Here is a 13,237-nt window from a genome sequence, read left to right as displayed (position 1 = left end):
GGGGGGGTGTTTTGGGTGGGGTGGGGGTGGTGGGGGGGTTGGTTGTTTCGCCTGGGTGGTGGGGGGGGGTGGGGGGGGTGTCCCCCAAACCCCCCCCACACCCCCCCCTCCGCCCGGACGCCGCAGGCTAGTGCGCTGCCGACTCCCAGTCCGGGCCGACGCCGACCGAGACGTCCAGCGGGGCTCGGAGGTGGACGGCGTTGGACATTTCGTGGCGGACGATCTGCTCGGCGGCCGCGCGCTCGCCGGGGGCGATCTCCAGGACGATTTCGTCGTGGACCTGCAGGAGCATGCGGGACTTCAGGTCCGCTGCCCGCAGGGCGCTGTCCACCTTCAGCATGGCGATCTTGACGATGTCGGCGGCCGTGCCCTGGATGGGTGCGTTGAGGGCCATGCGCTCGGCGGCCTCACGGCGCTGACGGTTGTCGCTGTTGAGGTCGGGGAGGTAGCGGCGGCGGCCGAAGAGGGTCGCCGTGTAGCCCGTCGCCCGTGCCTCGTCGACCGCCCGCCGGAGGTAGTCCCGGACGCCGCCGAAGCGCTCGAAGTAGGCGTCCATCAGGGCGCGTGCCTCGGCCGCCTCGATGTTCAGCTGCTGGGACAGGCCGAAGGCGGAGAGTCCGTAGGCCAGGCCGTACGACATCGCCTTGATCTTGCGGCGCATCTCCGCGTCCACCGCGGTCGGCTCGACGCCGAACACCTGGGAGGCGGCCGTGGTGTGCAGGTCCTCGCCGGAGGTGAACGCCTGGATCAGGCCCTCGTCCTCGGAGAGGTGGGCCATCACGCGCAGCTCGATCTGGCTGTAGTCGGCGGTCATCAGGGACTCGAAGCCCTCGCCGACCACGAAACCGCGGCGGATCGCCCTGCCCTCGTCCGTGCGGACCGGGATGTTCTGGAGGTTCGGGTCCGTGGAGGACAGGCGGCCGGTCGCGGCCACCGTCTGGTTGAACGTGGTGTGGATACGGCCGTCGCCCGCGATCGTCTTGATCAGGCCCTCGACCGTGACCCGCAGCTTCGCCTGCTCGCGGTGGCGGAGCATGATCACGGGCAGTTCGTTGTCGGTCTGGGCGGCGAGCCAGGCCAGCGCGTCGGCGTCCGTGGTGTAGCCGGTCTTGGTCTTCTTCGTCTTCGGCAGGGCCAGCTCGCCGAAGAGGACCTCCTGGAGCTGCTTGGGCGAGCCCAGGTTGAACTCGTGGCCCGCTGCCGCGTGCGCCTCCTTCACGGCCTGCTGCACCGCACCCGCGAACGTCTGCTCCATCGCCTCCAGGTGCGCGCGGTCCGCCGCGATGCCGTGGCGCTCCATGCGGGCGAGCAGGGCGGAGGTGGGCAGCTCCATGTCGCGCAGGAGGTCGGCCGCGCCGACCTCCTCCAGGCGGGTCCCGAAGGCCTCACCGAGGTCCAGGACCGCGCGGGCCTGGATCATCAGGGCCTCGGCCTCGGCGCCGTCGTCCGCGCCGAAGGCCAGCTGGCCGTCGGCCGCGGCGGCGGGCGCCAGCTCGCGGTGCAGGTACTCCAGGGACAGGGCGTCCAGATCGAAGGAGCGGCGGCCCGGCTTGACCAGGTAGGCGGCGAGCGCGGTGTCCATGGTCACGCCCTCGACGGACCAGCCGTGCTCGGCGAGGACGCGCATGGCGCCCTTGGCGTTGTGGAACACCTTGGGGCGGCCGGCGTCGGCCAGCCAGGCCGCGAACGCGTTCTCGTCGGCCTGGTCCAGCTCGGCCGGGTCGAACCAGGCGGCCGCTCCCCCGGCCGCCGCCAGGGCGATCTCGGCGACCGAGCCGGTGCCCAGCGCCCAGGTGTCGACGGTGGCGACACCCAGGGTCTCGGCGCCGTGCTCGGCGAGCCAGGGGGCCAGCTCGCCGGTGCGCAGGACCTTGCCGTCCAGCTCCACTCCGTCGGTGGTGATCGGCGTGGTCTCGGCCTCCTCGGCGCCGGGGTCGACGGCGAAGAGACGCTCGCGCAGAGACGGGTTGCGGATCTCCAGGGTGTCCAGGACCATCGTGACGGCCTTGCGGTCGTACGCGGCCCGCTCCAGGTCGGCGACCGCCTTGGGCAGCTCGACCTGGCGCTCCAGCTCGGTGAGGACGCGGTTGAGCTTGACCGACTCCAGGTGATCGCGGAGGTTCTGCCCGGCCTTGCCCTTGACCTCGTCGACGCGCTCCACCAGCTCCGCGAACGAGCCGAACTGGTTGATCCACTTCGCCGCGGTCTTCTCGCCGACGCCGGGGATGCCGGGGAGGTTGTCGGACGGGTCGCCGCGCAGGGCCGCGAAGTCCGGGTACTGGGCGGGCGTCAATCCGTACTTCTCGAAAACCTTCTCCGGGGTGAACCGGGTCAGCTCCGAGACGCCCTTGGTCGGGTAGAGCACGGTGATGTTGTCGGTGACCAGCTGGAAGGAGTCGCGGTCGCCGGTGACGATCAGCACCTCGAAGCCCTCGGCCTCGGCCCGGGTGGCGAGGGTGGCGATGACGTCGTCCGCCTCGAAGCCCTCGATGGCGAAGCGGGGCGCGTGCATCGCGTCGAGGAGCTCGCCGATCAGCTCGACCTGGCCCTTGAACTCGTCCGGGGTCTTGGACCGGTTCGCCTTGTACTCGGTGAACCGCTCGGAGCGCCAGGTCTTGCGGGAGACGTCGAAGGCCACGGCGAAGTGCGTGGGGGCCTCGTCACGCAGGGTGTTGGCCAGCATCGACGCGAAGCCGTAGATCGCGTTCGTCGGCTGGCCGGTCGCGGTCGTGAAGTTCTCCGCGGGCAGCGCGAAGAACGCGCGGTAGGCCAGCGAGTGCCCGTCCATGAGCATCAGCCGGGGACGGGTACCGCCGGGGGTCTTGTCGGTCTTCTTCGATGCTGTCTCTGCCACGTCCCCGATCCTGCCACGCCCCACTGACACTCCGGTCCGGGACCGAGTGGAGGGCTGCGCAGGGTTGCCCTCGGTCACTGGGAGTGCCGGTGCTCTCGTATGCCCTGCGGGCCCGGTTGTCGGTGCCCCGTGGGAGGATCGGCAGCGTACTTCTCACACGCAGTCGAAGGGGAGCGTGCGATGGCGACGAAGCCGCCCAAGGGTGATCCGGTTCAGGACGCGCCGCAGGTCGCGGAGCCGAAGCACGCGGCGGCGGGGCTGCCCGCCATCGGGCACACGCTGCGGATCGCCCAGCAGCAGATGGGCGTGCGGCGCACGGCGCTGACCCTGCTGCGGGTGAACCAGAAGGACGGGTTCGACTGCCCGGGCTGCGCCTGGCCGGAGCCGGAGCACCGGCACAAGGCGGAGTTCTGCGAGAACGGCGCGAAGGCGGTGGCCGAGGAGGCCACCCTGCGCCGGGTCACCCCGGAGTTCTTCGCCGCGCACTCCGTGGCCGACCTGGCGACGAGGAGCGGGTACTGGCTGGGGCAGCAGGGCCGGCTGACACACCCCATGTATCTCTCCGAGGGCGGCACGCACTACGAGCCGGTCAGCTGGGAGCGCGCCTTGGACATCGTCGCCGAGGAGATCACCGCCCTCTCCTCCCCCGACGAGGCCGTCTTCTACACCTCGGGCCGCACCAGCAACGAGGCCGCGTTCCTGTACCAGCTGTTCGCCCGCGAGCTGGGCACGAACAACCTGCCGGACTGCTCCAACATGTGCCACGAGTCGTCCGGGTCGGCCCTCAGCGAGACCATCGGCATCGGCAAGGGCAGCGTCCTGCTGGAGGACCTCCACAAGGCCGACCTGATCATCGTCGCGGGGCAGAACCCGGGGACGAACCATCCGCGCATGCTCTCCGCCCTGGAGAAGGCCAAGGCGAACGGCGCGCGGATCATCAGCGTCAATCCGCTTCCCGAGGCCGGGCTGGAGCGGTTCAAGAACCCGCAGACCCCGCAGGGCCTGCTGAGGGGCGCCGCGCTCACCGATCTGTTCCTGCAGATCCGCATCGGCGGCGACCAGGCCCTCTTCCGGCTCCTCAACAAGCTCATCCTGGAGACGCAGGGCGCGGTCGACGAGGAGTTCGTCCGCGAACACACCCACGGCTTCGAGGAGTTCGCCGCGGCCGCCCGCGCCGCCGACTGGGACGAGACCCTGAAGGCGACGGGCCTCACCCGCGCGGAGATCGAGCAGGCCCTCGGCATGGCGCTCGCCTCGAAGCGCACCATCGTCTGCTGGGCCATGGGCCTCACCCAGCACAAGCACGCCGTCCCGACCATCCGCGAGGTCGTCAACTTCCTGCTGCTGCGCGGCAACATCGGCCGGCCGGGCGCGGGCGTGTGCCCGGTGCGCGGGCACAGCAACGTCCAGGGCGACCGCACGATGGGGATCTTCGAGCGGCCGGCGCCGGCCTTCCTGGACGCGCTGGAGAAGGAGTTCGGGTTCGCGCCGCCGCGCGAGCACGGCTTCGACGTCGTACGGGCCATCCGGGCACTGCGCGACGGCGAGGCGAAGGTGTTCTTCGCCATGGGCGGCAACTTCGTCTCCGCCTCCCCCGACACCGAGGTCACCGAGGCCGCGATGCGCCGGGCGCGGCTGACGGTGCACGTGTCGACCAAGCTCAACCGCTCGCACGTCGTCACGGGCGCCCGGGCGCTGATCCTGCCCACGCTGGGCCGCACCGAGCGGGACCTGCAGGCGAGCGGCGAGCAGTTCGTGACCGTCGAGGACTCGATGGGCATGGTGCACGCCTCGCGCGGGCGGCTGGCACCGGCGAGCCCGCGGCTGAGGTCGGAGCCCGCGATCATCTGCGGTCTCGCGCGCCGCGTGCTCGGCGCGGACAGTGTCGTGCCGTGGGAGGAGTTCGAGAAGGACTACGCCACGATCCGCGACCGCATCGCGCGCGTGGTCCCCGGCTTCCAGGACTTCAACGCGCGCGTGGCCCGGCCGGGCGGCTTCGCCCTGCCGCACGCCCCGCGCGACGAGCGCCGCTTCCCGACCGCCACGGGCAAGGCGAACTTCACGGCGGCGCCGGTGGAGTACCCCGAACTGCCCGAGGGCCGGCTGCTGCTGCAGACCCTGCGCTCGCACGACCAGTACAACACCACGATCTACGGCCTGGACGACCGCTACCGGGGCATCACGGGCGGCCGCCGGGTGGTGCTGGTGCACCCCGAGGACGCGCGGGCGCTCGGGTTCGCCGAGGGGTCGTACGTCGACCTGGTGAGCGAGTGGACGGACGGCGTGGAGCGGCGGGCGCCCGGTTTCCGGGTCGTGCACTACCCGACGACCCGGGGCTGCGCGGCGGCGTACTACCCGGAGACGAACGTCCTGGTCCCGCTCGACGCGACCGCCGACACCAGCAACACCCCGGCCAGCAAGTCCGTGGTCGTACGTCTCGAAGGTCACACCGGTGACGCGGACGCCCGTCTGGAACAATCGGCGACCGACTGAGCGTTTGCTCAGCCATATGGACAGCTGTACGACGAACGGAGCCGGGCCCATGGGCGAGCAGCAGCAGGTGAAATTCCCGCAGGAGGTCATCGACGAGTACGCCGCGCTCGGCATCGACCTGCCCGCCCTGTTCTCGGCCGGGCATCTCGGCACGCGGATGGGTGTGCAGATCCTGGAGGCCTCGGCGGAGAAGGTCGTCGGGACCATGCCGGTCGAGGGCAACACCCAGCCGTACGGCCTGCTGCACGGCGGCGCCTCCGCGGTGCTTGCGGAGACGCTCGGCTCGGTCGGCTCCATGCTGCACGGCGGCAGCTCGAAGATCGCCGTCGGCGTGGACCTGAACTGCACGCACCACCGCGGGGTCCGCTCGGGCCTGGTGACCGGTGTGGCCACGCCGGTGCACCGGGGCCGTTCGACGGCGACGTACGAGATCGTGATCAGCGACGAGGAGGGCCGCCGGGTGTGCAGTGCCCGGCTGACCTGCCTGCTGCGGGACGCCCGGCCGGGCGACGCGGCGCAGGTACCGCCCACGGCGGACTGACCGGCTCACCCGGGACCACTGCCCAGGCGCGGACTGACCGGCCGGCACCGGTCCACTGCCTCCGCCGGCCGAACAGCCGGCACCGGACCGTTGCCCCCCGCCGCCCCTCCCCTTAGCTTCTGCTCATGGGACGGCGAGGGGACCCCCGGCCGGGGGTGAGGTTCCTGGTGCTCGGGCTGGCGCTGCCGGCACTTCTGTGGACGGCTGCGTGCGACGGGCGCGCGGCCCCGGGAGCGGCTGCCCGCTCCTCCCCCTCGGAGAAGTCCTCCCCCTCTCCTTCTCCTTCGAAGACCTCCGCCGCCGACCTGTGCACCCGCCTCGTCGCGCACTGGTCCCGCGAGGTGCTCGACGGCGGCACCTACGGCGACTACCAGTCGATGGGTTTGTCCAACGGGGAGTACGAGATCCTGCGGGACGTCGTGGAAGCGGCGCGCGCCGTGAGGGGGCGACAAGGCAATTCGTCCGCAGACAAGTTGATCGACCGTCAGGCGCGCGCGGCCTGCGCCGAGCGCTATCGCCATGGCGCTCCGACCGAAAGCCCCTGGCAATGAGCGGCATCGGCCCCGTGGAGCCCGGCGAGGGCACACATGCGTCGGACGCCCGGCACCTGGCAGCCCCAACTCCCGCTCTCCCAGGCCGGATTCGCTCGGTCCTGGCGACCTGTTACCTCCGCCACCGGCGCGCCGCCCTTGCGTTCACCGCGGTGGCCGTCCTCCTGGCCGGCGGTGGCTATCTCTACGCCACCCGGCCGCAGAAGCCGCCGCCGCCCCCGGCGCCCTACCCCGCCCAGGCGGTGGTGGTGGAGTATGTGGGCGGCCGGGCGACTCCGGCGGGCACCCCGCCCCGCAGTTTCAGCTTCGCTGTGCTACTGAGCGTGGAGTCGGGGCCGCCGGTCACGGTGGCCCGGGTGACCCAGCCGTACGCGGGACTTTCGCTGGTGACGGACCCGCGAACGCCGTTCCGGACAAAGGCAGGTTACGACCGCAAGATCACGATAACCATGCACGTGACACGATGCGGAAAACTACCTGTGGATGCCGGGCTTCCTTTCCTGAATGTAACTCTGCGTAATACGCGCGCAATGCAGATTCAGAGCTACATCCTCGGTCCGCGCTACGCGCACCACCTCTCCCGGGCTCTGAAAGTCGCCTGCAGCAACAGTGCCGCGTCATCACCAAAACCTTCGAGACGCCTGAATTGATCATGGTGAGTCCTGCGAGTTCTCACATTGCGGACAGAGCGAATCGGCCGTAATTCCGCCCTATCCCCCACGGTGTACCGCTCTGCATTACGTCGTGTCATAACAAGAGCGTCACAGCCTTGGTCAGACTCTCCTCCACATTCCCCGCACGCGCTTAGAGTCACGGCCAGTCACCGCGCCCTCGGATCGCCTCTTGGGCTTGTCAATTCGGGCAGGCGCGCGGCTCGACCGTTTCCAGGGGGGAACGGTCGTCCTGGGGAAAGGACTGATCGTGCGTCAACGTTCGCTCATCGCCATCACCGCCGCGCTGGCAGCGGGAGCACTCACCCTCACGGCCTGCGGTTCGCGCGACAGCGGCGGAAAGGGCTCGGACTCCGGCAAGGGTGGTGGCACCACCGTCACCATCGGCGTCGACGCCCCGCTGACCGGCGACCTGTCCGCGCTGGGACTGGGCATCAAGAACTCGGTGGACCTCGCGGTCAACACCGCCAACAAGAAGAACTACGTCAAGGGCGTCACCTTCAAGATCGAGGCCAAGGACGACCAGGCACAGCCCTCTTCGGGCCAGTCGAACGCCACCGCGTTCGTCGGTGACAACAGCGTCCTCGGCGTGGTCGGCCCGCTGAACTCGTCCGTGGCCCAGTCGATGCAGAAGGTCTTCGACGACGCCAAGCTGGTCGAGGTCTCGCCGGCCAACACCAACCCCGCCCTGACCCAGGGCACCAACTGGCAGACGTCGAAGTCGCGCCCGTACAAGTCGTACTTCCGCACGGCGACCACGGACGCCATCCAGGGCCCCTTCGCCGCCCAGTACGTCTACAACACGGCCAAGAAGACCAAGGTCTTCGTCATCGACGACAAGAAGACCTACGGCGCCGGCCTCGCCGCCACCTTCACCGGCGAGTTCAAGAAGCTCGGCGGCAAGGTCGTCGGCACCGAGCACATCAACCCCGACACCAAGGACTACTCCGCGGTCGCCACCAAGGTGAAGTCCTCGGGCGCCGACGTGGTCTACTACGGCGGCGAGTACCCGCAGGCCGGTCCGCTCAGCAAGCAGATCAAGTCGGCGGGCGCCAACGTCCCGCTGGTCGGCGGTGACGGTATCTACGACCCCACCTTCATCAAGCTCGCGGGCAGCGCCGCCACCGGCGACCTCGCCACCTCGGTCGGCGCCCCGGTCGAGACGCTGGCCTCCGCCAAGCAGTTCGTCGCCGACTACAAGGCGGGGGGCTACAAGGAGGACTACGCGGCCTACGGCGGCTACTCCTACGACTCGGCCTGGTCGATCATCGAGGCCGTGAAGAAGGTCGTCGACGACAACGGCGGCAAGCTGCCGTCCGACGCCCGCGCGAAGGTCACCGCGGCGATGCAGAACGTCTCCTTCGACGGTGTGACCGGCAAGGTCTCCTTCGACGAGTACGGTGACGCGACCAACAAGCAGCTCACCGTCTACAAGGTCGACGGCGGCGCCTGGAAGGCTGCCCAGTCCGGCACCTACACCCCCAGCAGCTGACCCACACCCGCACCCACAGAGCCGCGCGGGGCGCTGTTCCACTGGCGCCCCGCGCGTCCTCGCATCCGGCCCCATCCGTCGAAGCTTTCCGAACCTCTCGGAGGACATGCGGTGAACGAACTGCCGCAGCAGCTGGTCAACGGCCTGCTACTGGGATCCATGTACGGGCTGGTCGCCATCGGCTACACGATGGTCTATGGCATCGTCCAGCTCATCAACTTCGCCCACGGCGAGATCTTCATGACCGGCGCCTTCGGCGCGCTCACGGTCTACGTGTACATACTGCCTGACGGCACCTCGATGTGGGTCGCCCTGCCCCTCATGCTGGTGGGCGCGGTCCTGGTCGCCGTCCTGGTCGCCGTCGGAGCGGAACGGTTCGCCTACCGTCCCCTGCGCACCGCCCCCCGTCTCGCCCCCCTCATCACCGCGATCGGCCTCTCCCTGGCCCTGCAGCAGGCGGTGTGGGCCTGGTACCCCCAGGCGAAGTCCGCCCGCACCTTCCCGACGATTCCGGGCGGCCCCTTCGACATCGGCAACGTCACGATCCAGACCGGTGACATCTTCCTGGTGATCGCGGCCCCGCTCAGCATGGCCTTCCTCGCCTACTTCGTGATGCGCACCCGTACCGGCCGCGGCATGCAGGCCACCGCCCAGGATCCGGACACCGCGAAGCTGATGGGTGTCAACACCGATCGGATCATCGTGATCGCGTTCGCCCTCGGCGCCGCCTTCGCGGCCGTCGGAGGCGTCGCCTACGGCCTCAAGTACGGCCAGATCGACTTCAAGATGGGCTTCCTCCTCGGCCTGAAGGCCTTCACCGCGGCCGTCCTCGGCGGCATCGGAAACATCTACGGCGCCATGCTCGGCGGTCTCGTCCTCGGTGTGGCCGAGGCCCTGTCCACCGCCTACATCGCGGACATTCCCGGCATGGACAAGTTCGGCAGCCAGTCCTGGGCAGACGTCTGGGCCTTTGTACTCCTCATCCTCGTACTGCTGTTCAGGCCACAGGGCCTGCTCGGCGAACGCGTCGCGGACAGGGCGTGACACCGATGACCACACAGACCACCGCATCCGAGACCCCCGAGACGCCCGACACCCCGAGCGCACCCCCCACCACCCCGTCCGGCCTCATCGGTCTGCCGGCTCCACTCGGCAGGGCCCTCGCCACCGGCGGCGGCGCCCTCGCGATCGTCTCCACGTTCCTCTCCTGGACCTGGACCGCCGACTTCCCCGGTGACCTCACCGTCTACGGCTACCCGGGCGGCCTGCAGGTCCTGGTGCTGATCGGAGGCATCCTCACCACCCTGTTCGGCCTCGCCTCCTACGGCGTCAAAGGCCTCGGGTGGCTGACGCCCGGAGGCGCCGACGCGGCCCTCAAGCTGGCCGCGCTCGGTACCTTCGCCACCGCCTGGTACACCGTCATCGCCATCAGCGACGAGCTCGGCGGCCTGGTGAACCTGGAGCCCGGCGGCTTCGTCGTGGCCGTCGCCACCCTGGCCGCCCTGCTCGGCGCGCTGGCCCTGCCGTTCGAGCGGCCGGAGCCCGACCTCGCCGACCCGGACGACCGCGGCTGGGACCTGTTCCGCCACAACTCCCGGCAGAAATGGAACATCTTCAAGGCGGCCTTCGTCGCCAAGGCCCCGGAACCGGCGCGGGCCCTGCCGGCCTACGCCGAGATCCTCGTCATCGTCGCGGCCATGGCCGTGGGCCTGTGGGTCTTCAGCTACGGCGTCAGCACACCGTACGACGAGCTGTTCATCGGCTTCCTCATCACCGCCGGCTTCGGCTTCGCCGCCCTCTCCAAGGCCGGGCTCGTGGCCCGGGTCTCGGCGATCACCGCGAAGCACCGCACCGTCACCATGATCGGCGCCTTCGTCGCCGCCGCGGCCTTCCCCTTCACCCAGTCCAACGACCAGTACGCGACGATCGGCGTCTACATCCTGATCTTCGCGACCGTCGCGCTGGGCCTGAACATCGTCGTCGGCCTCGCCGGCCTGCTCGACCTCGGTTACGTCGCCTTCCTCGGCGTCGGCGCCTACACCGCGGCCCTGGTCTCCGGCTCGCCGTCCTCCCCGCTGCACGTCAACTGGCCGTTCTGGGCCGCGGCGTTGCTCGGCGCGGTCGTCGCCATGATCTTCGGCGTCATCATCGGCGCCCCGACCCTGCGACTGCGCGGCGACTACCTGGCCATCGTCACCCTCGGCTTCGGTGAGATCTTCCGCATCACCGTCCTCAACATGGACGGCACCTCGGGCCCGGACGTCACCAACGGCTCCAACGGCATCTCCTCGATCCCGAACCTGAACATCGCGGGCTTCGACTTCGGCCAGGAGCACCAGATCCTCGGCACCACCATCGGCCGGTTCGCCAACTACCTGCTGCTCATGCTGATCATCACGCTCATCGTGGTCGTGGTGTTCCGGCGCAGCAGCGACTCCCGCATCGGCCGCGCCTGGATCGCCATCCGCGAGGACGAGACCGCGGCGCTCGCCATGGGCATCAACGGCTTCCGGGTCAAACTCATCGCCTTCGCCCTGGGCGCCTGCCTGGCCGGTCTCTCCGGCTCCGTCCAGGGCCACGTCACATACACCGTGACCCCGGAGCAGTACCAGTTCGCCTACGCCGTACCGCCCAACTCGGCCTTCCTGCTGGCCGCGGTGGTCCTCGGTGGCATGGGCACCATCGCCGGTCCGCTGGTCGGCGCGTCCCTGCTGTACCTGATCCCGGCCAAGCTGCAGTTCCTGGGCGACTACCAGCTCTTCGCCTTCGGCGTCACCCTCATCCTGCTGATGCGCTTCCGTCCGGAGGGCCTCATCCCCAACCGGCGCCGCCAGCTCGAATTCCACGAAGAAGCCGAAGCACCCGCCGTCCTCACCAAGGCAGGGGCCTGACCACGATGACTACCGACACCACCACCACGGACGCCGTCCCCGGCGCCTCCGCACCCGGCGAGGTCGTGCTCGACGCCCGCGGCGTGACCATGCGCTTCGGTGGCCTCACCGCCGTACGCAACGTCGACTTCACCGTCCACAGCGGCGAGATCGTCGGCCTGATCGGCCCCAACGGCGCCGGCAAGACGACCTTCTTCAACTGCCTGACCGGCCTGTACGTGCCCACCGAGGGCGAGGTCCGCTACAAGGGCCAGGTGCTCCCGCCGCAGTCCTTCAAGGTCACCGCGGCCGGCATCGCCCGCACCTTCCAGAACATCCGGCTGTTCGCGAACATGACGGTCCTGGAGAACGTCCTCGTCGGCCGGCACACCCGCACCAAGGAGGGCCTGTGGTCCGCGCTGCTGCGCGGCCCCGGATTCCACCGCGCCGAGAAGGCCTCCCGCGAACGGGCCATGGAACTCCTGGAGTTCGTGGGCCTGGAGCGGAAGGCCGAGCACCTCGCCCGCAACCTCCCCTACGGCGAGCAGCGCAAGCTGGAGATCGCCCGCGCGCTCGCCAGCGAGCCCGGTCTGCTGCTGCTCGACGAACCGACGGCCGGCATGAACCCGCAGGAGACCCGGGCCACCGAGGAACTGGTCTTCGCGATCCGGGACAAGGGAATCGCCGTCCTCGTCATCGAGCACGACATGCGCTTCATCTTCAACCTCTGCGACCGCGTGGCCGTCCTGGTGCAGGGCGAGAAGCTGGTCGAGGGCGACAGCGCCACCGTCCAGGGCGACGAACGCGTCATCGCGGCCTACCTCGGCGAGCCCTTCGAGAACGCGCCCGGCGACGAAGAGGCGGCCGAGGTGGAGGCCGCCGAGGCCAACGCCGAGACCGGTGACGCAGCCGAGTCTGCCGAGTCTGATGAGTCAGTTGAGGCGAACGCCGAGACCACGACCGACGCCGCGCCCGGCAAGGAGAACGACCGATGACCGCACTGCTCGAAGTGGAGGACCTGAGGGTCGCCTACGGCAAGATCGAAGCCGTCAAGGGCATCTCCTTCAAGGTCGAGGCCGGTCAGGTGGTCACCCTCATCGGCACCAACGGCGCCGGCAAGACCACCACCCTGCGCACGCTCTCCGGCCTGCTGAAACCGGTCGGCGGCCAGATCCGGTTCAACGGCAAGTCGCTGAAGAAGGTCCCGGCCCACCAAGTGGTCTCCCTGGGCCTCGCCCACTCCCCCGAGGGACGGCACATCTTCCCGCGCATGACCATCGAGGACAATCTGCGCCTCGGCGCGTTCCTGCGCAGCGACAAGCCCGGCATCGAGAAGGACATCCAGCGCGCCTACGACCTCTTCCCCATCCTGGGTGAACGGCGCAAGCAGGCCGCGGGCACCCTCTCCGGCGGTGAGCAGCAGATGCTGGCGATGGGGCGCGCCCTGATGTCCCAGCCGAAGCTGCTGATGCTGGACGAGCCGTCGATGGGCCTGTCGCCGATCATGATGCAGAAGATCATGGCGACCATCGCCGAGCTGAAGTCCCAGGGCACGACGATCCTGCTGGTCGAGCAGAACGCCCAGGCGGCGCTCTCGCTCGCCGACCAGGGCCATGTCATGGAGATCGGCAACATCGTCCTGTCCGGCACGGGCCAGGACCTGCTGCACGACGAGTCGGTCCGCAAGGCCTATCTGGGCGAGGACTGACCCGTACGACGGCAAAGGCCCGCGCCCCCTTCTCCGGGGCACGGGCCTTTGCCGTAC

10 protein-coding genes are annotated in these 13,237 nt (G+C 69.7%); 9 read left to right on the top strand and 1 reads right to left on the bottom strand.

The window, feature by feature from the left end:
• Positions 1-127 precede the first annotated feature (127 nt).
• A complete protein-coding gene (polA, locus tag ACZ418_RS27065) occupies positions 128-2,854 on the bottom strand; it encodes a DNA polymerase I (protein ID WP_468367743.1) in 2,727 nt (908 codons plus the stop codon).
• A gap of 180 nt (positions 2,855-3,034) precedes the next feature.
• On the opposite strand from polA, the gene ACZ418_RS27060 reads away from it, so the two are divergent.
• The 9 genes from ACZ418_RS27060 (at position 3,035) to ACZ418_RS27020 (ending at position 13,180) form a co-directional block, all read left to right on the top strand.
• Positions 3,035-5,347: an FdhF/YdeP family oxidoreductase gene (locus tag ACZ418_RS27060; protein ID WP_468367740.1), complete on the top strand. Its 2,313-nt coding sequence runs from the start codon at positions 3,035-3,037 to the stop codon at positions 5,345-5,347.
• 49 nt (positions 5,348-5,396) lie between these two features.
• Positions 5,397-5,888: a hotdog fold thioesterase gene (locus tag ACZ418_RS27055; RefSeq protein WP_468367737.1), complete on the top strand. Its 492-nt coding sequence runs from the start codon at positions 5,397-5,399 to the stop codon at positions 5,886-5,888.
• Positions 5,889-6,043: 155 nt separating this feature from the next.
• Positions 6,044-6,439: a hypothetical protein gene (locus tag ACZ418_RS27050; RefSeq protein ID WP_468367734.1), complete on the top strand. Its 396-nt coding sequence runs from the start codon at positions 6,044-6,046 to the stop codon at positions 6,437-6,439.
• Entirely contained in the window at positions 6,436-7,089 is a 654-nt protein-coding gene (locus ACZ418_RS27045; RefSeq protein ID WP_468367731.1) for a Tat pathway signal sequence domain protein, read from the top strand. Before ACZ418_RS27050 ends, ACZ418_RS27045 begins: the two co-directional genes overlap by 4 nt.
• Positions 7,090-7,360: 271 nt before the next feature.
• The gene (locus ACZ418_RS27040) at positions 7,361-8,602 is read left to right on the top strand and encodes a branched-chain amino acid ABC transporter substrate-binding protein (protein ID WP_468367729.1); all 1,242 of its coding nucleotides are present in this window, start codon (positions 7,361-7,363) and stop codon (positions 8,600-8,602) included.
• Positions 8,603-8,713: 111 nt separating this feature from the next.
• Positions 8,714-9,646 (top strand): branched-chain amino acid ABC transporter permease, encoded by a 933-nt coding sequence (locus ACZ418_RS27035; RefSeq protein ID WP_468367726.1) that lies wholly within the window; start codon positions 8,714-8,716, stop codon positions 9,644-9,646.
• Between the two features lie 5 nt (positions 9,647-9,651).
• Positions 9,652-11,493, top strand: a complete 1,842-nt coding sequence (locus ACZ418_RS27030) for a branched-chain amino acid ABC transporter permease (protein ID WP_468367722.1) — start codon at positions 9,652-9,654, stop codon at positions 11,491-11,493.
• Between the two features lie 5 nt (positions 11,494-11,498).
• Positions 11,499-12,467, top strand: coding sequence for an ABC transporter ATP-binding protein (locus ACZ418_RS27025; RefSeq protein ID WP_468367720.1), 969 nt, complete (start codon positions 11,499-11,501; stop codon positions 12,465-12,467).
• Complete coding sequence (locus ACZ418_RS27020) at positions 12,464-13,180, top strand: ABC transporter ATP-binding protein (RefSeq protein ID WP_388621304.1); 717 nt, start codon at positions 12,464-12,466, stop codon at positions 13,178-13,180. The genes ACZ418_RS27025 and ACZ418_RS27020 overlap by 4 nt, the downstream gene beginning before the upstream one ends.
• Positions 13,181-13,237 lie beyond the last annotated feature (57 nt).

The organism is Streptomyces sp. NPDC030820, from assembly GCF_055572075.1.
This window is presented reverse-complemented; position numbering and strand designations above follow the sequence as displayed.

What these genes read in the sequence shown, in the direction of transcription:
- ACZ418_RS27060 (WP_468367740.1), top strand. Translation starts at nt 3,035, where the DNA reads ATGGCGACGAAGCCGCCCAAGGGTGATCCGGTTCAGGACGCGCCGCAG.
- ACZ418_RS27055 (WP_468367737.1), top strand. Translation starts at nt 5,397, where the DNA reads ATGGGCGAGCAGCAGCAGGTGAAATTCCCGCAGGAGGTCATCGACGAG.
- ACZ418_RS27045 (WP_468367731.1), top strand. Translation starts at nt 6,436, where the DNA reads ATGAGCGGCATCGGCCCCGTGGAGCCCGGCGAGGGCACACATGCGTCG.
- ACZ418_RS27030 (WP_468367722.1), top strand. Translation starts at nt 9,652, where the DNA reads ATGACCACACAGACCACCGCATCCGAGACCCCCGAGACGCCCGACACC.
- ACZ418_RS27025 (WP_468367720.1), top strand. Translation starts at nt 11,499, where the DNA reads ATGACTACCGACACCACCACCACGGACGCCGTCCCCGGCGCCTCCGCA.
- ACZ418_RS27020 (WP_388621304.1), top strand. Translation starts at nt 12,464, where the DNA reads ATGACCGCACTGCTCGAAGTGGAGGACCTGAGGGTCGCCTACGGCAAG.